Origin of the sequence: Cellulomonas sp. H30R-01 (genome assembly GCF_010119915.1) — a bacterium.
Classification (GTDB): domain Bacteria; phylum Actinomycetota; class Actinomycetes; order Actinomycetales; family Cellulomonadaceae; genus Cellulomonas; species Cellulomonas algicola.
This window is the reverse complement of record NZ_CP048210.1, coordinates 950646-973219: the sequence shown is the minus strand read 5'-3', so window position 1 is coordinate 973219 and position 22574 is coordinate 950646. Positions and strand designations below refer to the sequence as shown.

Genomic DNA, 22574 nt, shown 5'->3' with positions numbered 1-22574 from the left:
CCTCACGCTTCGGGGATCACGGACGTCCCAGGGTACCTGTCAGGACCCGCCCGGCCCGCGCGACGAGGTCGTCGACGAGCGTGCCACGCCACGCGCTCCACGCCGCGGGACCGGCCGCCGACGCGTCCGCCTCGGTCAGGGCCCGGAGCACGGCGAGCAGGTCGGCGCGGTGGTCGACCGCGTCGAGCAGGCGCTCGACGGTCGCGGGGTCGTCCGGGTCGGCCGTCGTGGCGAGCTCGACGAGCGTCAGGTGCTCCCGCACGAGGCGCGCGACGTCCGTCGCGACCTGGTCGTCGAAGCCCATGCGCAGCACGATCGGCGCGGCGAGGCGCGCGCCCTCGACGGAGTGGTCCCCCGCCCCCGCGCGCTTGCCGATGTCGTGCAGGACCGCGGCGAGCAGCAGCGTGTCGCCGAGCGCGAGGTCACGACGTGCGTGCCCCGCGCGCGCGACGGTCTCGACCAGGTGCCGGTCGACGGTGTGCCGGTGCACGGGCGAGCGCTGCGGTCGGTTCCGCACGCCGGCCCACTCGGGGATCCACGTCGTCACGACGCCGGCCAGGTCGAGCGCCTCCCAGATCGGCACCTGCGCGTGCTCGGACGCTAGCAGCTGGAGGAGGTAGGCCCGCGCCGCCTTGGGCCACGGCGTCGGCAGCGGCGGCGTGGCCGTGAGGCTCGCGACCGTGACGGGCGAGAGCGCGAGGCCCGTCCGGGCCGCGGTCGCGGCGGCGCGCAGCGAGAGCAGCGGGTCGTCGGCCGGGCGCGCGTCGACCGCGAGCACGATCTCGCCGTCGTGCTCGACGAGGTCCTCGGCGATGGGCCGCAGCCGCGGCGGCGTGCGTCGACCGCGCACCAGCATCGGCTTCCGGGCGGGCCGCTGGAGCGCCTGACGCGCGTTGCGCGCGGTCGTGTCGAGCGCGTAGGAGATGACGCGGCCGGCCTCGGCGATGCTCGCGAGCAGGTCGTCCCGGTCGTCGAACCCGACGAGCGCCGCGACCTCGTCCTGGTCGGCGAGCAGCAGCCGGTTGGTGTGCCGGCGCGTGGCGACCTGGACGGCGTCGCGCACGTCGAGCAGGTGCGCGTAGGCGTGGTCGACCGCGCCGTGCGGGCGGTCGGTGAGCCAGGTCGCGGCCAGCGCGCTGAGCACGACCGCGTCGCGGATGCCGCCGCGGGCCTCCTTGAGCTCGGGTTCGATGCGGTACGCGAGCTCGCCGTGCTGGTCGGCGCGCTGCCGCGTCGACGCCAGCAGCTCGGGCAGACGGCGGCGGGCGGCGGACCGCCAGTCCTCGAGCAGCGCGGACTTGGCGCGCGCGATCACGACGGCGTCGCCCGCGACGGGCTGCAGGTCGAGCAGGCCGACGGCCGCCGGGAGGTCCTTCGACGCGACCTGGCGGCACTGCGCGAGCGAGCGGACCGAGTGGTCGAGGTCGAGCCCGGCGTCCCAGATCGGGTACCAGAGCCGCTGCGCGAGCTCGGCGAGCTGCTCGGGCGAGTGCCCACGCCCCTCGTGCACGAGCAGCAGGTCGAGGTCGCTCACCGGGCTCGCGTCGCCGCGGCCGATGCTGCCGACCGCGCCGAGCGCGATGCCGTTGACCTCCTGACCGTCGGTCGCCACCTGCCAGAGCTCGGCGAGGCGGTGCCGGACCAGGTCGACGACGGCCGCGCGGCGCGCGACCCCGTCGGCGGTGGGGCCCGTGAGGCGGGCGGCGAGGTCGAGCCGCTCGACGCGGAGGTCCCGCACCCCGAGCGGGTGCGGGACCTCCGGCGACTCGTGCTCGGCCGCGCCCCCCGCGGGCGGCCGGTTCTGCGTCATGTGCTGTGCGGGACCGTCCTGCTCAGAGGGCGTCGTCGCCGTGCTCACCGGTGCGGACGCGAGCCACGTCCTCGACCGGCACGACCCAGACCTTGCCGTCGCCGATCTTGCCGGTCTGCGCGGCGCGCACGATCACCTCGGTGACGCTCGCGGCGTCCGCGTCGGCGACCAGCACGTCGATCTTGACCTTCGGCACCAGGTCCACGGTGTACTCCGCGCCGCGGTAGACCTCGGTGTGCCCGCGCTGACGGCCGTAGCCGCTCGCCTCGCTCACGGTCAGACCCCGCACACCCGCGGCCTCGAGGGCCGACTTCACGTCGTCCAGCCGGTGCGGCTGGATGACCGCCGTCACGAGCTTCGTCATCACTTCACCTCCGTCACGACCCGGGCGCCCGCGCCCAGGGACTCGTACGCCGTCTCGCCGTGCGTGGCGAGATCGAGACCGCCGACCTCGTCCTCCTCCGTCGCCCGCAGGCCGATGGTGGCCCTGAGGATGAGGGCGATGACGAGCGTGGCCAGACCGCTGAAGAGCACCGCGCACAGGGCGACGATGATCTGCGTGGCGAGCTGTCCGACGCCACCACCGTAGAACAGGCCGTTCTCGGCGCCGTCGGCGTACCAGGTCGCGTTCGCGTCGGTCGCGAAGAACCCGATGAGCACGGTGCCGACGAGGCCGCCGACCAGGTGGACGCCCACGACGTCGAGCGAGTCGTCGTAGCTGAACCGGTACTTGAGGCCGACCGCCAGGGCGCAGAGGATGCCGGCGACGACGCCGATGCCGATGGCGCCCCACGTGTCGACGGCCGCGGCGGCCGGCGTGATGGCGACGAGACCCGCGACGACGCCGGACGCGGCACCGAGCGAGGTGGCGTGGCCGTCGCGGACCTTCTCCGTGGCGAGCCAGGCGAGCATCGCGACCGCGGTGGCGACCGTCGTGTTGACCCAGGCGCGACCGGCGGTGCCGTCGGCGGCGAACTCGGAGCCCGCGTTGAACCCGAACCAGCCGAACCACAGGAGCGCGGCGCCCAGCATGACGAACGGCAGGTTGTGCGGACGCATCGGCTCGCGGCCGAAGCCGCGGCGCTTGCCCGTGACGATCGCGAGCACCAGGCCCGCGACACCCGCGTTGATGTGGACGACGGTCCCACCCGCGAAGTCGATCGGCGTGGGGAGCGAGCCGGCGAGGAACCAGCCGCCGCCGAGCAGGCCGCCGCCCCAGACCATGTGGGCCAGCGGGATGTAGACGACCGTGACCCAGATCGCCGCGAAGACGAGCCAGGTGTTGAACTTGAAGCGGTCCGCGATCGCGCCGGAGATCAGCGCGACGGTGATGACCGCGAACGTCAGCTGGAAGCCGGCGGCGACGAGGAACGGCACGCCCGTGGCGGCCATGAGGCTCTGCTCGTCGGTGGCGCCCTGCAGGCCGAAGTACTCGAACGGGTTGCCGACGAAGCCGCCGTAGTCGCCGCCGAACGTGGCCGAGTAGCCGTACAGGACCCAGATGAGCGAGACGATGCCGAGGGCACCGAAGCTCATCATCATCATGTTGAGCACGCTCTTGCCGCGCACCATGCCGCCGTAGAAGAACGCCAGGGCGGGCGTCATCAGCAGCACCAGAGACGCGGCGAGGATCATGAACGCGGTGTTCCCGCTGTCGAGTTCGAACATCGAAATCGCCTCTCCCGTCGCCAGCCGGGGGTGGCTGGTCCGGTACCAAAGGTCGGCCAGGACGGTTTCGGCGATGGGCTGAGGGTGTTACAGCGGTGTGACAACGCTCACCCGCGCGTAAACGTTCGGTTTCGTGGTGGGCGTCCGTCCAGCAGCGGACGCCCACCACGGCGACGGGCTACTGCGCGAGCAGCGCGTCGACGAACGCCTCGGGGTCGAACGGCGCGAGGTCGTCAGGGCCCTCGCCGAGCCCGACGAGCTTGACCGGGACGCCCAGCTCGCGCTGCACCGCGACGACGATCCCGCCCTTCGCGGTGCCGTCGAGCTTGGTGAGGACGATGCCCGTGACGCCCGCGACCTCGGCGAACACGCGCGCCTGGTTGAGGCCGTTCTGACCGGTCGTCGCGTCGAGCACGAGCAGCACCTCGGCCAGCGGCGCCTCGCGCGTGAGGACGCGCGTGATCTTGCCGAGCTCGTCCATGAGGCCCGCCTTGTTCTGCAGGCGGCCCGCGGTGTCGACCAGCACGACGTCGACGGACTCCGACCTGCCGGTACGGACGGCGTCGAACGCGACCGACGCCGGGTCGGCCCCGTCCTTGTCGGACCGCACGGTCCGCACGCCGACGCGCGAGCCCCACGTCTCGAGCTGGTCGGCCGCCGCGGCGCGGAACGTGTCGGCCGCACCGAGCACGACGGTCCGCCCCTCGGCGACGAGCACGCGCGCGAGCTTGCCGACGGTCGTCGTCTTGCCGGTCCCGTTGACGCCGACGACCAGCACGACCGCCGGGACGGCCGCACCCTCCGACGTCGTGTCGGGGTCCGTGTGCAGCGACCGGTCGAGCGTCGGGTCGACGATCGCGAGGAGCTGGTCCCGCAGCACGGCACGCACCTGACCGGGCTCGCGCAGCCCCTCGACCCGGACGCGCGTGCGCAGCGCGTCGACGATCTCGGTCGTCGGGCCGGCACCGACGTCGGCGAGCAGGAGGGTCTCCTCGAGCTCGTCCCAGTCGTCCTCGGTGAGGTGGTCGCGCGACAGGACCTGCAGCAGGCGGGCGCCCAGCGGCGACCCGGACCGGGACAGGCGGTCGCGCAGGCGGGTCAGCCGTCCGGCGACGGGAGCCGGGACCTCCAGGACGGGCGGGCGGTCGAGCTCCGCGACGTCGTCGGGCGCGGCCTCCGGCGGTGCGGCCGTCCCGGGAGCGGTGTCGACCGGGACGGGGGTCGCAGCGGGGGCCTGCGGGTCGCCGAAGGGCGCCTCGGGCGCCGGCACGGGCGGCGGGACGTCCTGCGTCGAGGTGCCGCCGCCGCGACCGCGGCGCAGCGTGACGAGCAGCGTGCCGACGGTGACGACGACGACCGTCGGGATCCCGACGGCGAGGAGGGTGTTGAGGGTGTCCTGGTCCACGCGCACAGTCTCCCTGGGCGGCGGGCGTGCGCGCGAGCCCGCCCACCGACGCGCCGGTGCGACCTGGCCCGCACGAGGCGGGCCGGGGCCGGTTCAGGCGATCGTGGTCCTGCGGGTCAGGCGCCGCGCTGACGGGGCAGGGCGCGCGCAGCCTTGCGGCTCGCGCGCTGCAGGGTGTCGGCGAGGTCGTCGACCTGCAGGTACGGGTCGCCCTCGTCGGCGGTCGCGCGGAGGAACTCGTCGAGGGACACGTCGACGGGGCGCACCGACGCGGCGGCGGCCGCCGCGGTCTGGTCGGCGTCGGGGTGCTTGCGTGCCGCCCAGCCGGCGCGGAAGGAGCGCCACGGGCCGGTGCGCTCCTCGCCGGGCGCGCCGGAGCCCGCCGCGACGCCGGCGAGGATCAGCACGGCGAAGGCGACGAGGAGCGACACGAGGATCCCGACGAGCACAGCCACGGGACCATCCTCCGCGCCCCGCGGGCCCGACGCGCGCGACGTCACCCGCGCGGCGGGCAGCCCTCACACGATCTCCACACGCGCCGCCCGGCTCGTCCCGGTCGCCCGGGTCCGGGCCTCAGACGGCGACGTCCTCACGCATGCGCTGGCTCACGACGGTCGTGACGCCGTCGCCGCGCATCGTCACGCCGTAGAGGGCGTCGGCGATCTCCATCGTGCGCTTCTGGTGCGTCACGACGATGAGCTGGGAGTCCTCCTGCAGCTCGCGGAAGATGTCGAGCAGCCGGCCGAGGTTGGCGTCGTCGAGGGCCGCCTCGACCTCGTCCATGACGTAGAACGGTGACGGCCGCGCCTTGAAGATCGCGACGAGCAGAGCGACGGCCGTCAGGGACCGCTCGCCGCCGGACAGCAGCGAGAGGCGCTTGACCTTCTTGCCGGCCGGACGCGCCTCGACCTCGATGCCCGTGGTGAGCATGTCGTCGGGGTCCGTCAGCACCAGGCGCCCCTCGCCGCCCGGGAACAGACGCGGGAAGACGACGTCGAACGCCGCGGCGGTGTCGCGGTACGCCTCGGCGAACACCTGCTCGACGCGCTCGTCGATCTCCTTGACGATCTCCAGCAGGTCCGCGCGCGACTTCTTGAGGTCGGCGAGCTGGTCGGTGAGGAACTTGTGCCGCTCCTCGAGCGCGGCGAACTCCTCGAGGGCCAGCGGGTTGACGCGCCCGAGCAGCGACAGCGCGCGCTCGGCGGCCTTGAGCCGCTTCTCCTGCTGCTCGCGCACGAACGGCACCGCGGTCGGCGCGTCGGGGTCGGGCTCGGTGCCCGGCGGCAGCACGACGGGCACGTCGCGGTGCGGGCCGAACTCGTCGAGCAGCACCTGGGGGTCGAGCCCGAGCTCCTCGACCGACCGGTTCTGCAGCTGCTCGATGCGCAGGCGCTGCTGGGTGCGGGCGACCTCGTCGCGGTGCGCGGCGTCCGTGAGCTGCGCGAGCTCGCGCGCGAGCTCGTCGACCCGGGCGCGCGTCGCGGAGAGCTGCTGCTCGCGCTCCGTGCGGGCGGCCTCCGCGGCCTCGCGCTCGGTCGACGCGCGGCGCAGCGAGCCCTCGATCGCGGCGAGCGCGTGCGCGGCGCCCTGCCCGACCGCGACGGCCGCGGCCGCCTGGCGCGCACGCACGCGTGCGCGCTCGGCGGCCTTCTGCCGCGCGGCGCGCTCGGCCTCGGCGGCGCGCTCGAGCGACGCGGCGCGCCCCGACAGGGCCCGCGCGCGCTCCTCGCTCGTCCGCAGGGTCAGGCGGGCCTCGGTCTCGCGCGAGCGCGCTCCGGTCGCCAGGCCCGCAAGGGTGTCGCGGCGCTCGGTCGCCTCCGCGATGGTCGCCTCGGTGTCGACGGGCTCGTCCTCGGCGACCGCCAGGCGGGCGGTGAGGTCGGCCAGCTCGGCGGCGTCGGACTCGAGGGTCGCGGACGCGGCGGCGAGCGACGCCTCGACGCGGTCGGCCTCGGCGCGCGCGGCCCGGACGGCGGACCCCAGGTGCCCGAGCTGCTCGGCGACCGCGGCGAGCGCGGCGTCGGACTCGTTGAGACGCGACAGCGTGCGGTCGTGCTCGGCGCGCGCGCTCTCCTGCTCCGCGGTCGCGGCGGCGATCTCGAACCGGAGGCGCTCGGCCGTCGCGATGGCCTCGGCCGCTCCGCTGCGGGCCTGGTCGAGGGCGGCCTGCAGGTGCAGCGCGCTCGGTGCGGTGGCTGACCCGCCGGACGCCCGGTGGCGGGACAGGACGTCGCCCGCGCGGGTCGCGACGACGAGGTGCGGGTGCTGCGCGACGAGTGCGCGGGCGGTCGCGAGGTCGTCCACGACGACGACGTCGGCGAGCAGCGCGCGCACGGTCGCCTGGACGTGCGGCGGGGCGGTGACGAGGTCGACCGCGCGGTCGGCGCCCGGCGGCAGGTCCGGGGCCGGGCTCGTGTCGGGCGCGCCCGCGACCAGCAGCGTCGCCCGACCCGCGTCCTCGGTCCGCAGCCAGCGCAGCGCGTCGACGGCGGCGTCGACCGACTCGACCGCGACGCCGTCGGCGAGGGCGCCGAGCGCCGCGACCACGGCCTCCTCGTCGCGTGCGTCGACCGCGAGCAGCGCCGCGACCGACCCGACGGTGCCCGTGAGCCCGTCGGCGGCGAGCAGCGCACCCGCGCCGTCCTTGCGCGTGAGGCTGAGCTCGAGCGTCTCGGCCCGCGCGACGAGCGCCCCGTGCTCGCGCTCGGCCTCGGACGCCCGCTGCTGCAGGTCCGTGAGCCGCTCGGTCGCGACGTCGAGCGCCTCGGCGGCGGCCTCGTGCGCGGCGTCCAGCCCTTCCTCGCCGGCCTCCACGCCCGCGACCTCGGACTCGAGCGCGACGAACTCCGTCTGCGCCGTGGCCTCGCGCTCGCGCGCCGCGGCGAGCGTCTCGTGGAGGCGCCCGATCTCCGCCTGGGTCGCCTCGACGCGGCTGCGGCGGGCCGCGACCTGACCGGCGAGCCGGGCGACCCCCTCCCGCCGGTCGGCGGCACCCCGCAGCGCGGTCGCGAGCTCCTTCTCCGCCGTCGTCGCCGCCTGCTCCGCCTCCTGGCGGGCCGTCACCGCGGCCTCGAGCGCGACGCGCGCCAGGTCGACCTCGGCGGCGAGCTCGACCTCCGCGGCCCGGACGCGTTCCGCCTGGGCGGCGAGGTCGTCCGGGTCCTGCCCGCCCGTGCGCTCCGACCCGGCGCTGCCGAGCAGGCGGACGCGGTCGGCGGCGAGCGACGCCGTGCCGCGCAGCCGCTCGCGCAGCGACGACAGCCGGTACCACACCTCGGTGACCTCGGTCAGGTGCGGGGTCGCCTCCGCAGCCTCGCGCTCCAGGGCGGCCAGTCCGTCGCGGGCTGCGGCGAGCGCCTGCTCGACCTCGGCCCGGCGGGCGAGCAGCGCCGACTCGTCGGCGATCTCCTGCTCGAGCGTCGCGCTGAGCTGTGCCAGGTCGTCGGCGAGCAGGCGGGCGCGCGCGTCGCGCAGGTCGGCCTGGACGACGGCGGCCTTGCGCGCGACCTCGGCCTGCCGCCCGAGCGGTCCCAGCTGGCGACGGATCTCACCGGTGAGGTCACCGAGCCGCGTGAGGTTGGCCTGCATCGCGTCGAGCTTGCGGAGCGCCTTCTCCTTGCGCTTGCGGTGCTTGAGGACGCCCGCGGCCTCCTCGATGAAGCCGCGCCGCTCCTCGGGCGTCGCACGCAGCACCGCGTCGAGCTGCCCCTGCCCGACGATCACGTGCATCTCGCGGCCCAGGCCGGAGTCGGACAGCAGCTCCTGGATGTCGAGGAGCCGGCAGCCCTGCCCGTTGATCGCGTACTCCGACCCGCCGCTGCGGAACAGCGTCCGGGAGATCGTGACCTCGGTGTACTCGATCGGCAGGGCGCCGTCGGTGTTGTCGATGGTCAGCGCGACCTCGGCGCGGCCCAGCGGCGGACGGCCCGCCGTGCCGGCGAAGATGACGTCCTCCATCTTGCCGCCGCGCAGCGACTTGGCGCCCTGCTCCCCCATGACCCACGCGAGCGCGTCGACGACGTTCGACTTGCCCGACCCGTTCGGGCCGACCACGCAGGTGACGCCCGGCTCGAAGCTCAGCGTCGTCGCCGAGGCGAACGACTTGAACCCCCGCAGGGTGAGGGTCTTGAGGTGCACGGAGGAAGCCTAGGACGTGGACGGCGGGCGGTCGGGGACGCTGGGCGCGTCCGCCGGCCGCCCGCCGTCGGTGTCAGTGCCGCTGCCGGTGCCGTGCCGTCGTCGCCGTCGTCAGAGCGACGGGAACCACAGCGCGATCTCGCGCGCCGCCGACTCCTCGCCGTCCGAGCCGTGCACGAGGTTCTGGATGACCTTGAAGCCCCAGTCGCGGGACAGGTCGCCCCGGATCGTGCCGGGGGCCGCGACGGTCGGGTCGGTCGCGCCGGCGAGCGAGCGGAAGCCCTCGATCACGCGGTGCCCCTCGACGACCGCGGCCAGCACCGGGCCGGACCGCATGAACTCGACGAGCGGCTCGAGGAACGGCTTGCCGGCGTGCTCGGCGTAGTGCTCAGCGAGCAGGGCCTCGTCCGCCTCGCGGAGCTCGACGGCGACGAGCGTGTAGCCCTTCGCCTCGATGCGACGCAGGATCTCCCCCACCAGACCCCGGCGGACTCCGTCGGGCTTGACGAGGACCAGGGTGCGCTGCGTGTCAGTCATGGGCGTCACCCTAACGGGGGCGGCCCGGCAGCCCGGTGACGTGTCCGTGAACGGTCAGGGGCCGACCATCCCGGGGTGCGCGGCGTCCCACTCGGCGCGCTCGCGGTCGATGCGACCGCCGACGCGCAGCGAGAACACCCACATCGCGGCGAACACCGCGCCGACCACGAACATCATCGGGACGACGAACCCGCAGGCCAGCACGACGACCTGTGCGACCGACCCCGCGACGTAGCCGCCGGGGCGGCCGACCCAGCCGGCGAGCACGATCAGGACGACGGTGAGGGCGCCGCCGACCCACCACACGGTGGCGGCGTCGGCGACCCGCAGGCCGTACGCCACGAGCGTCGCGAAGAACACCACGAAGGCCTCGAGGACGAGCATCGTCTGGGTGAACTGCGGCTTCGCGGGGCGCTTGCGGCGCACGGCCTGCGGGTCGGTCGAGCTCATCGCGTCAGGCTACCGGGCACCCACGGCGTCGCCGTCGGCGGCCCGCTCGCCCTGCGACGCCGTCGCGACGTCGTCGTGCGCGGGAGCCGAGAGCTCGTCCACGACGACCGCGCCGTCGACCGTCGCGTCCGCGTGGACCGCACCCGCACGCACGTCGTCCGCCGCGACCGCCTCGCCGCGCGCGACCATGCCGGCGACGTCGGACAGCTTCACCTCGCGGAGGAACAGCGCGAGCACGAAGCCGACCACGACGAGCGGGATGAAGTACCAGAACGACGACGAGAGGCTGCTCGCGTAGGCGTCGATGACACCGCTCTTGAACGGCTCGGGCAGCTGCTGGACGACGTCGGGCGTGAGGCCGGACGCCTCGCCGCCGGACCCGCCGGGCACGCCCGCGAACACGTCGGTCACCTGCTCGATCAGGCGGCTCGTGAACATCGTCGAGAAGACGGCGACGCCGACCGCCGCACCGATCTCCCGGAAGAAGTTGTTCGCCGACGTCGCGGTCCCGAGCTCGTGCGGGTCGACCGCGTTCTGCACGGCCAGGACGATCGTCTGCATGACGAGGCCCATGCCCGCGCCGAGGGTGAAGATCATCGCGCCGAAGAGCCACATCGACATGTCACCCGTGATGCGCGTCAGCCACACCATGCCGACGGTCGTGATCGCGAGACCCGCGACCGGGAAGATCTTGTAGCGGCCGGTCTTGGTGATCGCGATGCCGGAGCCGATCGCGGTGAGCATGACGCCCGCCATCATCGGCAGCAGCAGGTAGCCCGACTGCGTGACGCCGACACCGGTCGACATCTGCAGGAACGTCGGCAGGAACGCGAGCGCGGAGAACATGCCCATGCCGAGGATGAAGCCGATCGCGGTGGCGATCGTGAAGGTGCGGTTGCGGAACAGGCGCAGCGGCAGCAGCGGGTCGGACGCCTTGAGCTCCGCCAGCACGAACAGGCCGATCGACAGCAGCGTGCCGAGCACGAGCGCGAGCAGGCCCGGGTCGGACCAGTCGTAGCCGCGCTGGCCGCTCCAGCTCTCCCAGCTCGTCGCGAGGACCAGGCCCGACGTGCCCAGCACGACGAAGAGGATGCCCGCGACGTCGATGCGGCGGCCCGAGCGGTGCGACGGCAGCTTGAGGGTGACCCACGCGACGGCGAAGGCCGCGATGCCGACGGGGATGTTGATCCAGAAGCACCAGCGCCAGTCGGCGTGCTCGGTGAACAGGCCGCCGAGCAGCGGGCCGACGACGGCCGCGATGCCGAACAGCGCACCCATCGGGCCCATGTACTTGCCACGCTCCTTGGCGGGCACGATGTCCGCGATGATCGCCTGCGACAGGATCATGAGGCCGCCGCCGCCGAGGCCCTGGATGCCGCGGCCGACGACGAGCCAGCCGAACGAGGCCGCGAAGCCCGCGACGGCCGATCCGGCGGTGAACAGCGCGATCGCGACGAGGAACGGCCAGCGCCGCCCCCAGATGTCGCCGAACTTGCCGTAGAGCGGCATGACGATCGCGATGGCGAGGATGTAGGCCGTCACGACCCAGCCCTGGTGCTCGACGCCGTCGAGCTCGCCGACGATGGTCGGCATCGCGGTGCCGACGATCGACTGGTCGAGCGACGACAGGAACATGCTCGCCATCAGGGCGCCGAAGATGAGCCAGACGGTGCGGGGCGTGAGGACGACGAGCGGCTTGTCGCTCGCTCCCACGTCGGGGACGGTGGCGGTGGCCATGGTGTTCCTTGCTTCTCAGGGGACGTGGATGGCGTGGTCGTGCGGGCGCGCGAGGGCGCCCGAGCCCGCCGTGGACGGCGGGCGGATCGGGAGGGTCAGTCGGCGAGCAGCGCGCGCAGCTCCCCGACGACGGTGTGCAGGTGGTCGCGGATCTCGCCCTCGCTCCCCCCGGACTCCCAGCGCACGAACGTCGCGTGCGTGAGGAAGAGCGCGAGGGACGCGACGGTGTCGGGCGCGTGGGCGGGATCATCGCCGAGCCGGCGCGCGACGAGCGCCATGAGGTTGCCCTTGTGCTTGTCGAGCCACGCGAGGTGGCGGGCGAGCAGCCGGGGCTCCTGCGCGGCGATGGCCAGGCCCTTCGCCAGGCGCGCCCGGCCGGGCGGTGCGGCGTCGAGCAGCGAGCCGACGAGGTGCTCGAGGTCGGTCACGAGGTGCCCGGTGGGCCCGCCGGACGCGAACTCGTCCTCGACGACGGGGTCGATCGGGTACGTCGCGTGCCCGAGGACGGCGTCGTCCTTCGTCTCGAAGTAGTTGAAGAACGTGCGGACGGAGACGCCGGCCGCCTCGCAGATCGCCTCGACGGTGACGGCGTCGAGGCCGTCGCGGTCGACGAGGCGGTGGGTGGCGTCGATGAGCGCGTCGCGACGGGCGCGCTTCTTGCGCTCGCGGAGCCCGAGGGCGCCGACGAGCTCGGCGATGCTGGGCGCGGAGTCGTCGACCGGGCGCGTGTCCACGGGGTCGGTCAGCCCGTGCGCGGCGTCGACTTCCTGCATGGGATGCAACATTACATCCACTGCAACTTTGCAGTCCATGCAGTTTCTGTGCCGTCGCTCACCCGGCCCATCCGCTGCCGCCGCGACCCAAACGCGTCAGACCTCCCCGAAGCCGCCCTCCAGGGCCGCGAGCAGCGCGTCCCGCGCCTCGGTGGCCTGCGGGCCCTCGGCCTCCACGACGATCTCCTGCCCCTGCACGGCACCGAGCTTCATGAGCTGCAGCACGCTCGCCGCGTCGACGCCGTTGACGCGGACACGCGCGTCGTAGCCCGCGATCATGCGGGCCACGATCGCCGCGGGTCGCGCGTGCAGCCCGAGCGGGTTGCGCAGGACCGCGGAACCGCGGGCCACGTCGTCCCCCGCGGCCGCCGGGGCCGCGGGCTCGGCCGGCGGCACCGCCGCGAACGTCGTGCCCGCGTGCTCGGCCGCGGCCACGACCGCGGCGAGGTCCGCTCCCCCGTGCGCCGCGACGGCGGCCGCGACCGCCCCCTCGACGAAGGGCGCGTCCGCGAGGCGCACGCGCGCGGCGACGCCGGGCTCCGCGAGGTCGAGCACCGACTCCGCGGTCAGCACCGCCGAGCCCAGGTCCGTCAGGACGACCGCCGACCGGCCGTCCGCGGTCGCGTCCGTCAGCGCCGCCTCGACCAGGTCGAAGCTCGTGCCCAGCCCGCCGTCGGGACCGCCGCCCGCCGCGAGCAGCAGCACGCCCGGCGCCATCTGCCCGGCGAGCTCGACCGCCCCCTCGGCGAGACCGCGCGAGTGCGACACGAGGACGAGCGCGACACGGGCGGTCGCGCGCTCGCCTGTCACGCCGCTGCCTGCGCCGCGGCGGCGAGGAGCAGCTCGGTCGACCGCGCGCCCGGGTCGAGGTGGCCCGCCGAGCGCTCGCCGAGGTAGCTGGCCCGGCCCTTGGTCGCGACCAGCGGGATCGTCGCCTGCGCACCGTCGGCCGCCGCCTGCGCCGCCGCCGCGAGCACCGCCGGGGGCGCCGCACCCGAGTCGGCCGCCGCGACCGCGGCCTCCGTCGCCGGCGTCCACGCGTCGACCATGGTCTTCTCGCCCGTCGTCGCCTTGCCGCGCGCGACGATCCCCTCGAGCGCGGCCTCGAGCAGCGCGACGACGCCACCGCTGTCGAGCTCGGTCACGTCGGTCGCCCGGGCGGCCCGCAGGAACGCCGTGCCGTACAGCGGTCCCGCCGCGCCGCCGACCGTCGACATGAGGGTCGTCGCGACGAGCTTGAGCACGTCGCCGATCTGGGCGGGCTGCTCGGGCAGGGCGTCGAGCTTGGCGACGACCGCCTTGAAGCCGCGGTTGAGGTTCTCGCCGTGGTCGCCGTCGCCGATCTGGCGGTCGAGCTCGACCAGCTCGTCGCGATGCTCGGCGACCGTCGCGGCGCTCGCACGCACCCACGCCACCGCCCACGCCACGTCCAGCGTCATGCCCCGTCCCCTCGACCACGGACGTCCCGCGAGCTCACCACCGCAGGGCGGTCGTGTGCACGGGGGCGTCCCACAGGGCGGTCAGCTCGGCGTCCAGCCGCAGCACGGTGACCGACGCGCCCTGCATCTCCAGTGATGTCACGTAGTTGCCGACGAGCGAGCGAGTGACCTCGACCCCGCGCTCGGAGAGCAACGCGCGTGCCCGACGATAGACGACGTACAGCTCGGAGGCGGGCGTGCCCCCCATGCCGTTGACGAACAGCAGCACCTGCTCGCCGCCCGTCAGGCCCAGGTCGTCGACCACAGGCGTCAGCAGCATCTCGGTGATCTCGTCCGCCCCCGCGAGCGGGATGCGCCGGCGGCCGGGCTCGCCGTGGATGCCGATCCCGATCTCGATCTCGTCCTCGGGCAGGTCGAAGCTCGGCTTGCCGGCGTGCGGGACGGTGCACGCGGTGAGCGCGACGCCCATGGACCGCACGTTGGCGATGACGCGCTCGGCCAGCGTGGCGACCGCGTCGAGGTCGTCGCCGCGCTCCGCGGCCGCCCCCGCGATCTTCTCGACGCACACGGTCCCCGCGACGCCGCGCCGGCCGGCGGTGTAGAGCGAGTCCTCGACGGCCACGTCGTCGTTCACGACGACCGAGCGGACGGTCACGCCCTCGGCCTCGGCGAGCTCCGCGCCCGTCTCGAAGTTGAGCACGTCGCCCGTGTAGTTCTTGACGATCGCGAGCACGCCCTTGCCGCCGTCCGCCGCCTGGATCGCCGGGGCGATCTGGTCGGGCGTCGGGGACGTGAACACCGCGCCCGGCACGGCCGCGTCGAGCATGCCGACACCGACGAACCCCGCGTGCAGCGGCTCGTGGCCACTGCCGCCACCGCTCACGAGCCCGACCTTGCCCTCGCGCGCGCCACCCGCCCGCACCACGTACGGCGGGTCGAGGTGCACCTCGACGAGGTCCGGGTGCGCGGCCGCGAAGCCCTCGAGCGACTCGGCGACGACGTCCTGGGGGTCGTTGATGAGCTTCTTCACGCTGTCCGTCCTCCCGTCGACCTGGGCACGACCGCCCACGTCAGGTGCGTCGAGGCCTCGTCGTCCCGACCACCCCCACCTTCTCCGCGCCCCAAGGAACGGTCAAGGCGACGACGTGCGCCCCCGGTGCACGTTCGTGCAGCCGGGGGCGCCGTGTCACCCGGACGGGTGGCGGTGCGAGGTGCGACGACCGGTCAGGGGCGGCCGAGGAGGATGCGCGCCTCCGCGACGAGCACGATCGAGCCGGTGACGAGCACCGCGGCGCCCCGCTCGACCTCGCTCTCCGCGAGCGACGCCGCGAGGTCGACGGCCTCGTCCAGACGTTCGACGACGTGCACGCGGTCCTCGCCGAACACGTCGATCGCGACCTCGGCGAGGTCCTGCGGGTCGAGCGCGCGCGACGTCGGTGCTCGCGTCACCACGATCTCCGCCAGCACCGGCTCCAGCACCGACAGGATCCCCTCCGGGTCCTTGTCCGCCATGACGCCGACGACGCCCACGACGCGCTGGAACGCGAACGCCTCCTCGAGGGACGCGACGAGCGCCTCGACGCCCGCGGGGTTGTGCGCGCCGTCGACGATGACCGTCGGGCTCGACCGCACGACCTCGAGGCGGCCCGGCGACGTGACGTCGGCGAACGCGGCCCCGACGACGTCGCCGTCGAGGGCCGCGCCGCCGGTGAGGAACGCCTCGACCGCGACGAGCGCGAGCAGCGCGTTGTGCGCCTGGAACGCACCGTGCAGCGGCAGGAAGACCTCGGAGTACACGCCGCCGAGCCCGCGCAGCGTGAGCATCTGCCCGCCGACCGCGACCTGCCGGTCGACGACCGCGATCTCGACGCCCTCGCGCACGACGCGCGCGCCGTGCTCGGCCGCGGCCGCGAGCACCACGCCCTCGACGTCCTCCGTCTGCTCCGCGAGGACGAGCGTCGCGCCGTCCTTCACGATCCCCGACTTCTCGGACGCGATCTCGACGAGCGTGTCGCCGAGGTAGCGCTCGTGGTCCATCGCGATCGGCGTGATGACCGCGACCTCGCCGTCGACGACGTTCGTCGCGTCCCACCGGCCGCCCAGGCCGACCTCGACCACCGCGACGTCGACGGGTGCGTCCGCGAAGGCCGCGAACGCCATGACCGTGAACACCTCGAAGAACGACAGCCGCGGCTCGCCCTTCTCCGCCGACCGCTGGTCGACCAGGTGCACGTAGGGCGCGACGTCCTGCCACACCTCGACGAACCGCTCGTCGCTGATCGGCTCGCCGTCGATCGCGATGCGCTCGGTCACGCGCGTGAGGTGCGGACTGGTGAACCGGCCGGTGCGCAGGCCGTGCTCGCGCAGCAGCCGCTCGACCATCCGGCTCGTCGACGTCTTGCCGTTCGTGCCCGTGAGGTGGATGGTCCGGTACGCGCGCTGCGGGTCGCCCAGCAGCTCGCACACCGCGCGCACGCGGTCGAGCGTCGGGTCGATGTCGTGCTCGGGAGCGCGCGACAGGATGGCGCGGTAGACCTCGTCGGCGGCCTCCCGCGCGGCCTTCGCCCGCTCGGCCCGCTGGTGCTCGGATCCCTGCGTGCTCATGCCTCGTACCCGCCCGCCTCGACGGCCTCGACGTGGACCTCGACGGCCTCACCGGCCGAGGGGTTGACCGTGACGCTCACCGCGAGCGTCTCGTGCGCGATGGTGTCGCGGTGCGTCTCGACGTCGGCCACGTGCTCGCGCGGCACGTCGAGCGTGAGGAGGATGCGGTCGCCGACGTTGAGCCCGGCGGCCTTGCGGGCGTCCTGGACCTGCCGCACGACGTCGCGCGCGTACCCCTCGGCCAGCAGCTCGTCGTCCAGGGCCACGTCGAGCACGACGAACCCGTCGGTCGACAGCACCGCGGCGGCCAGGTCGACCCCCTCGCGCTGCTCGACGACCGTCGACACCGTGTACTCGTGCTCCTGGAGCGCGACCTCGCCGTCGTCGGTGCGGACGACGACGCCGTCGGGCGTCTGCTCCCACGCACCCGCCTTCGCGGCCTTGATGACGGTCTGCACGGCACGACCCAGGCGCGGGCCGGCCGCACGCGCGTTCACGGCGAGCTGCGCGCTCACGCCCAGGTCGGCGGCGTCGGCGTCGTGCAGGCCCAGGACCTCGACCTCACGGACGTTGACCTCGGACGCGATCAGGCCGACGAACGGGCCGAACCACTCGGGGTGCGGCACGACGACGCGCAGGCCGCGCAAGGGCTGGCGCACGCGGATCTGCCGGGCCTTGCGCAGCGCGTGCGTCGTCGACACGACCTCGCGCACGCGGTCCATGGCCGCGACGAGCTCGGCTTCGGTGTACTCGAAGCCCACGTCCGTCGCCACGACGTCGGCGGCCGTCGGCCAGTCGGTGAGGTGCACGCTGCGCCCGCCCGTCAGGCCGCGCCAGATCTCCTCCGTGACGAGCGGCGCGAGCGGCGCCATGAGGCGCGTGAGCACCTCGAGCACGGTCCACAGCGTGTCGAAGGCCGCCTGGTCCTCGTCCCAGAACCGGTCGCGCTGCGTGCGCACGTACCAGTTGGTCACGAGGTCGAGGTGGTCGCGGACGGCCTCGCACGCCTCCGCGATGTCGTACGCGTCGAGGTGGCGCGTGACGTCGTCGACGAGCCACCGGGTGCGCGCGAGCACGTACCGGTCCATCGTCGCGAGCGACCCCACGGACGACTCGTCGACGCGTCGGGCCGTGAGCCCTTCCCCGCCGCGCACCGCACCCGCGTACAGCGTGAAGAAGTAGTACGTGCTCCACAGCGGCAGCAGCACCTGGCGCACGCCGTCGCGGATGCCCTCCTCGGTCACGACGAGGTTCCCGCCGCGCAGGATCGGGCTCGACATGAGCGACCAGCGCACGGCGTCCGAGCCGTACTTGTCCCACATGACGACGGGGTCCGGGAAGTTGCGTAGCGACTTCGACGCCTTGCGGCCGTCGTCGCCGAGGACGATCCCGTGGCACATGACGTTGCGGAACGCCGGGCGGTCGAAGATCGCCGTCGCGAGGACGTGCAGGGTGTAGAACCAGCCGCGCGTCTGCCCGATGTACTCGACGATGAAGTCGCCCGGGTAGTGGTGCTCGAACCAGTCGGCGTTCTCGAACGGGTAGTGGACCTGCGCGAACGGCATCGCGCCCGAGTCGAACCACACGTCGAGGACGTCGGGGATGCGGCGCATGGTCGAGCGCCCGGTCGGGTCGTCCGGGTTCGGGCGCGTGAGGTCGTCGATGAACGGCCGGTGCAGGTCCGGCTCGCCCGCCTCGTTCACGGGCAGGCGGCCGAAGTCGGCCTCGAGCTCCGCGAGCGAGCCGTACACGTCGACGCGCGGGTGCAGCGGGTCGTCCGAGACCCACACCGGGATCGGCGTGCCCCAGTACCGGTTGCGGCTGATCGACCAGTCGCGCGCGTTGCTGAGCCACTTGCCGAACTGGCCGTCCTTGATGTGCTCGGGCGTCCAGGTGATCTCCTGGTTGAGCTCGACCATGCGGTCGCGGAACTCCGTGACGCGCACGAACCACGACGACACGGCCTTGTAGATCAGCGGGTTCCGGCAGCGCCAGCAGTGCGGGTAGGAGTGGTCGTACGTCTCGTGGCGCACGACGACGGACCGCTGCGCGGCGTCGACGCGCGCGAGGGGACCCGAGCCCGCCTTGAGGTCCGCGATGATCGGCTTGTTCGCCTCGAACACCTGCTGGCCGGCGTAGTCGCCGACCTCGGCCGTGAACCGCCCACGCGCGTCGACCGGCACGACGGGCGCGATGCCCGCCGCGTCGCACGCGACCATGTCGTCCTCGCCGAACGCGGGCGCGAGGTGCACGACGCCCGTGCCGTCGTCGGTCGTCACGAAGTCCGCGGCGAGCACCCGGTGCGCGTGCTCGTGGCCCGCGAAGTAGTCGAACGGCGGTGTGTAGGAGCGGCCCACGAGCTCGGTGCCGGTCACGGTGTCGACCACGGTCGCCTCGCCGAGCTCCCGGGCGTACGCGCCCAGGCGCGCGGCCGCGAGCACGACGCGCTCGCCGGGGTTCGCCTCACCGAACGGCGAGCCCGCCGCGGGCTCGACGACGACGTACTCGACGTCCGGGCCGACCGCCACGGCGAGGTTGCTCGGCAGCGTCCACGGGGTCGTCGTCCAGACGAGGAGCAGCTCGCCGCTCTCCAGGCGCAGACCGACCGTGAGCGCCGGGTCCTGGCGCGACGCGTACACGTCGTCGTCCATGCGCAGCTCGTGGTTCGACAGCGGCGTCTCGTCGACCCAGCAGTACGGCAGGACGCGGTAGCCCTCGTACGCCAGACCCTTGTCGTAGAGCTGCTTGAACGCCCAGATCACCGACTCCATGAAGGTGACGTCGAGCGTCTTGTAGTCGTGGTCGAAGTCCACCCAGCGCGCCTGACGCGTGACGTAGTCGCGCCACTCGCCCGTGTACTTGAGCACCGACTCGCGGCACGCCTGGTTGAACTTCGCGATGCCGAGCTCGTCGATCTGCGCCTTCTCGGTGATGCCGAGCAGCCGCTGCGCCTCGAGCTCCGCGGGCAGACCGTGCGTGTCCCAGCCGAACCGGCGCTCGACGCGGCGGCCCTTCATCGTCTGGAAGCGCGGGACGACGTCCTTCGCGTAGCCGGTGAGCAGGTGGCCGTAGTGCGGCAGGCCGTTCGCGAACGGCGGGCCGTCGTAGAAGACGAACTCGTTGCTGCCGTCCTCCCCCGCGTCGCGCTGGTCGATCGACGCCTGGAACGTCCCGTCGGCGTCCCAGTGCGCGAGGACGTCGCGCTCGAGCCCGGGCAGGTCCGGCGACGCGGGCACGGGCTGGTCGGGGCGGTGCAGCGGGTAGCGCGGTGCGGTGGTCACCGTCGGGTCTCCTGGTCGATCTCGCTCACGGCCGCGAGGACGACCACCCCCGGGTGCGGGGACGACCGCGGTACCACCTCGCTTGCCGGCTCCCCCTCGCGGGGTCGTCGACCTCTCTGCTGCGGCTGTGACGGGCCTGCCCCGTCCGGTTCTACTGGGGCTCGTCCCCGTCACGCGGGTCGGAGCCTGTTCTTCCGGAGGCTCGCCGGTGATGGCCGGGTCGACGCCTGTGCGCCCGAGTCTAGCGACCCCGCGCGCGGGGTCCGCCACCGCGAACGCGTCCGCGCAGGCCGCGGCCCGGCCGTCACGGGAGGGCATGACGACCGGGCCGCAGAGGGGAGGTCAGCGCGTCGCGAGCGCGGCGACCTCCGTGGGGGTGAGCGCGGAGCTCCAGACGGACACCTCGTCGACGTCGCCCTGGAACGGCGTGTCCCACCAGTTGACGCCGAGCGCGAAGGCCCCGGTCGTCGTCGTGAGGAGGTCGGGGAAGCCGGTCCCCGTGTAGCGCGCCTCGCCGTCGACGTAGACGACGACGTCCCCGCCGTCGACCGTGACCGCGACGTGGCTCCACTCCCCGACGGGGATCTGCGTGCCCGTCCCCGCGTCGTACCACTGCGCGCCCGACCAGACCATCGTCGAGCCGCCGACGCCGTCGTGGCCGCGCGGGACGACGCTGACCCAGCTGTTCGTGTCGCGCGCCGCGAAGAACGCGGTCGTGTACGGCGTGAGCACCTGCGGGCGCAGCCACATCGACGCGGACCACGTCGAGCCGGAGACGAGGCCGTCGGGCAGCCGGACACCGGACGTGCCGTCGAGGTGGGCGGCCTGCCCGCGCGCGCCGTCGGCGACGTACGTGACCGTGCCGCCGGCCTGGTCGATGCGCGGGCCGGTCGTCGCCGCCGGCGCGTGCGTGCCCGTGCCGTCGGCGAGGTCGCCCTCGAAGGACCACGAGCCGACGACGCCGCCCGCGACGCGCTGCAGGACGGTGACGTCGAAGGTCGCCGCCCGCTGGGCCGTGCCGTTGCGGACGGTCGCGGTGAGCGTGACGTGCGCGTCGCCCGCACCCGCCTCCGGACGGGTCACGTCGCCGGTCGTCGAGACGACGGCCGGGTCGGACGACGCCCACGTGATCGTCGTGCCGTGCGTGCCGGTGGTCGGCAGCGTGAGGTCGGCGACGACGCCGGACGTGTCGCCCAGGTCGAGGTCGGCGACGACCGCGTCGACGGCCTGCTTCGCGGTCAGCGACGGGACCGCGCTCCCCCACAGCGTCACGCCGTCACGGGACAGCACGCTGAACGTCACGACCCAGCGCGCCTGGTCCGGCTGCCACGAGCGCGTGAAGACGCCCTCGTAGCGCGTGCCGCCCGCGTCGATCCGGGCCTGGTTCTTGCCGGTCAGCGACCACTTCCCGGTGAGCGAGCCGGTGACCTTGCCGGTGGCGGTCAGCGTCACGGCGGTCGAGCGGCGCTGGTCGGCGGTGAGGGCCTTGTCGTGCGTGACGAGCGCGTACTCCCCCGCGACGTCCTTGCGCTCGACGCGCCGGTCGTCGCCGCCCGCGTAGCGGTACGGGTCGAGGACGGGCCAGCCCTGGGCGTTCATCCACATCTGGTGCACGCGCACCTCGTGCTGCTCGCCCTGGCCCGGGAACCGGGAGTGGAAGACGAGGAACGACTCGCCGGTCTCGGGGTCGCGGTACCAGCTGTTGTGGCCTGGCGACAGGTAGCCGGTGCCGGGGCCCTCGCCGGGGTCGCCGACCTCACGCGCGAACAGGTGGTTGCCGAGGATCTTGGTGCCGAACGGCTCGATCGACGCGTCGTCGAACAGCGGCTCGGTCGGGTCGGCCTTGACCTGCGACATGTCGTTCCCGGCGGCGTCGAGGTACGGGCCGTCGGGGTTCTTCGAGCGCGCGACGCGGACGTTGTAGGCGCCGTTCGCGTCGAGGCCGCCGAACGAGAGGAAGAGGTAGTAGTACCGCGTGCGCGTGTCGTACATGACGGTCGGTCCCTCGATGCGGCTGTGGTTCCCGCCGACGAGGTGCTTCCCGTAGCCCTGGCCCGCGACCGGCTTCCCGGTGGACGGGTCGAGCTCCAGGATGAAGATGCCGCCCGAGTACGAGCCGTACACGAGCCACCAGGTGCCCTGGGCGTCGACGAACGCGTCCGGGTCGACCGTGTTGGGGTGCACGCGCGCGTCGTAGATCGCACCGTCCACCGCGTCCGACGGCTGGTCCCACATCCCCGACCGCAGGAAGATCCCCTGGTCGACGTAGGGGCCGTCGACGTCGTCACTCACCGCGACGCCCATCGCCGAGCGGGGCGAGTCGCCCTTGCAGGCGTTGTAGTACATCGCGTACCGGCCGTCGGGCAGCTGGATGACGTCGGCCGCCCAGAGGGTGTCCGACTGGGCCCACGCGAACGTCTCCGCGAGATTGGCACGGACGTCGTCGAACAGCGGGTTGTCGGCGTTCGCGCCGTCGGCGACCTTCTCCCAGTGCAGCAGGCCGTCGGTCTTCGCGGCCGCGAGGTGGCTGCCGAACACCCAGATCTCGTCGCCCGAGGTGACGACCGACGGGTCGTGCACGGAGACGTCCTGGAAGGTCGGCGGTGGCGGTTCGGCCGGGCGGCGGTGCGCCTGGGCTACGGGGGCGCTCGTGACGGCGAGCGCGAGGGTGAGGGCGGCGGCCGTCAGGGCGGCGCGCACGGGGCGACGGGCCATCGGAACTCCTGGTGCGAC

Annotated in this window: 16 protein-coding genes; all 16 read right to left on the bottom strand. The window is 73.9% G+C overall.

Going from position 1 to position 22574, the window contains the following annotated elements; all coding sequences use genetic code 11:
* Positions 1–16 precede the first annotated feature (16 nt).
* The 16 genes from GXP71_RS04275 to GXP71_RS04200 all read right to left on the bottom strand — a co-directional run bounded on the left by GXP71_RS04275 (position 17) and on the right by GXP71_RS04200 (position 22556).
* Positions 17–1810 carry a [protein-PII] uridylyltransferase gene (locus GXP71_RS04275; RefSeq protein WP_162351643.1) on the bottom strand — a complete coding sequence of 598 codons (1794 nt, stop codon included), beginning with the start codon at positions 1808–1810 and terminating at the stop codon, positions 17–19.
* Positions 1811–1832: 22 nt separating this feature from the next.
* On the bottom strand, positions 1833–2174 hold the full coding sequence (locus GXP71_RS04270) for a P-II family nitrogen regulator (RefSeq protein ID WP_124343010.1): 342 nt from the start codon (positions 2172–2174) through the stop codon (positions 1833–1835).
* The gene (locus GXP71_RS04265) at positions 2174–3478 is read right to left on the bottom strand and encodes an ammonium transporter (protein ID WP_162351642.1); all 1305 of its coding nucleotides are present in this window, start codon (positions 3476–3478) and stop codon (positions 2174–2176) included. The genes GXP71_RS04270 and GXP71_RS04265 overlap by 1 nt, the downstream gene beginning before the upstream one ends.
* Positions 3479–3656: 178 nt before the next feature.
* Positions 3657–4883, bottom strand: a complete 1227-nt coding sequence (gene ftsY / locus GXP71_RS04260; protein ID WP_162351641.1) for a signal recognition particle-docking protein FtsY — start codon at positions 4881–4883, stop codon at positions 3657–3659.
* 116 nt (positions 4884–4999) lie between these two features.
* The gene (locus GXP71_RS04255; protein ID WP_162351640.1) at positions 5000–5338 is read right to left on the bottom strand and encodes a hypothetical protein; all 339 of its coding nucleotides are present in this window, start codon (positions 5336–5338) and stop codon (positions 5000–5002) included.
* A gap of 118 nt (positions 5339–5456) precedes the next feature.
* On the bottom strand, positions 5457–9020 hold the full coding sequence (smc, locus tag GXP71_RS04250; RefSeq protein ID WP_162351639.1) for a chromosome segregation protein SMC: 3564 nt from the start codon (positions 9018–9020) through the stop codon (positions 5457–5459).
* Between the two features lie 111 nt (positions 9021–9131).
* Positions 9132–9557, bottom strand: coding sequence for a nucleoside-diphosphate kinase (gene ndk / locus GXP71_RS04245; RefSeq protein ID WP_124344401.1), 426 nt, complete (start codon positions 9555–9557; stop codon positions 9132–9134).
* Between the two features lie 54 nt (positions 9558–9611).
* A complete protein-coding gene (locus GXP71_RS04240) occupies positions 9612–10007 on the bottom strand; it encodes a DUF4233 domain-containing protein (protein WP_162351638.1) in 396 nt (131 codons plus the stop codon).
* 9 nt (positions 10008–10016) lie between these two features.
* Entirely contained in the window at positions 10017–11744 is a 1728-nt protein-coding gene (locus GXP71_RS04235; protein ID WP_162351637.1) for an MDR family MFS transporter, read from the bottom strand.
* Positions 11745–11839: 95 nt separating this feature from the next.
* Positions 11840–12517, bottom strand: coding sequence for a TetR/AcrR family transcriptional regulator (locus tag GXP71_RS04230; RefSeq protein ID WP_238402610.1), 678 nt, complete (start codon positions 12515–12517; stop codon positions 11840–11842).
* A 96-nt stretch (positions 12518–12613) separates the two neighbouring features.
* A complete protein-coding gene (gene dhaM, locus GXP71_RS04225) occupies positions 12614–13327 on the bottom strand; it encodes a dihydroxyacetone kinase phosphoryl donor subunit DhaM (RefSeq protein ID WP_162351635.1) in 714 nt (237 codons plus the stop codon).
* Positions 13324–13956, bottom strand: coding sequence for a dihydroxyacetone kinase subunit DhaL (dhaL, locus tag GXP71_RS04220; protein ID WP_162351634.1), 633 nt, complete (start codon positions 13954–13956; stop codon positions 13324–13326). Before dhaL ends, dhaM begins: the two co-directional genes overlap by 4 nt.
* A 34-nt stretch (positions 13957–13990) precedes the next feature.
* Positions 13991–14986: a dihydroxyacetone kinase subunit DhaK gene (dhaK, locus tag GXP71_RS04215; protein ID WP_162351633.1), complete on the bottom strand. Its 996-nt coding sequence runs from the start codon at positions 14984–14986 to the stop codon at positions 13991–13993.
* Between the two features lie 194 nt (positions 14987–15180).
* On the bottom strand, positions 15181–16560 hold the full coding sequence (locus tag GXP71_RS04210; RefSeq protein WP_162351632.1) for a folylpolyglutamate synthase/dihydrofolate synthase family protein: 1380 nt from the start codon (positions 16558–16560) through the stop codon (positions 15181–15183).
* A complete protein-coding gene (gene ileS / locus GXP71_RS04205) occupies positions 16557–19841 on the bottom strand; it encodes an isoleucine--tRNA ligase (protein WP_162351631.1) in 3285 nt (1094 codons plus the stop codon). Before ileS ends, GXP71_RS04210 begins: the two co-directional genes overlap by 4 nt.
* 342 nt (positions 19842–20183) lie before the next feature.
* Positions 20184–22556: a LamG-like jellyroll fold domain-containing protein gene (locus GXP71_RS04200; protein WP_162351630.1), complete on the bottom strand. Its 2373-nt coding sequence runs from the start codon at positions 22554–22556 to the stop codon at positions 20184–20186.
* Positions 22557–22574 lie beyond the last annotated feature (18 nt).

Coding starts and splice junctions, on each gene's coding strand:
- GXP71_RS04275 (WP_162351643.1), bottom strand. CDS start 1,810: ATGACGCAGAACCGGCCGCCCGCGGGGGGCGCGGCCGAGCACGAGTCG.
- GXP71_RS04270 (WP_124343010.1), bottom strand. CDS start 2,174: ATGACGAAGCTCGTGACGGCGGTCATCCAGCCGCACCGGCTGGACGAC.
- GXP71_RS04265 (WP_162351642.1), bottom strand. CDS start 3,478: ATGTTCGAACTCGACAGCGGGAACACCGCGTTCATGATCCTCGCCGCG.
- ndk (WP_124344401.1), bottom strand. CDS start 9,557: ATGACTGACACGCAGCGCACCCTGGTCCTCGTCAAGCCCGACGGAGTC.
- GXP71_RS04240 (WP_162351638.1), bottom strand. CDS start 10,007: ATGAGCTCGACCGACCCGCAGGCCGTGCGCCGCAAGCGCCCCGCGAAG.
- GXP71_RS04235 (WP_162351637.1), bottom strand. CDS start 11,744: ATGGCCACCGCCACCGTCCCCGACGTGGGAGCGAGCGACAAGCCGCTC.
- GXP71_RS04230 (WP_238402610.1), bottom strand. CDS start 12,517: ATGCAGGAAGTCGACGCCGCGCACGGGCTGACCGACCCCGTGGACACG.
- dhaL (WP_162351634.1), bottom strand. CDS start 13,956: ATGACGCTGGACGTGGCGTGGGCGGTGGCGTGGGTGCGTGCGAGCGCC.
- GXP71_RS04210 (WP_162351632.1), bottom strand. CDS start 16,560: ATGAGCACGCAGGGATCCGAGCACCAGCGGGCCGAGCGGGCGAAGGCC.
- GXP71_RS04200 (WP_162351630.1), bottom strand. CDS start 22,556: ATGGCCCGTCGCCCCGTGCGCGCCGCCCTGACGGCCGCCGCCCTCACC.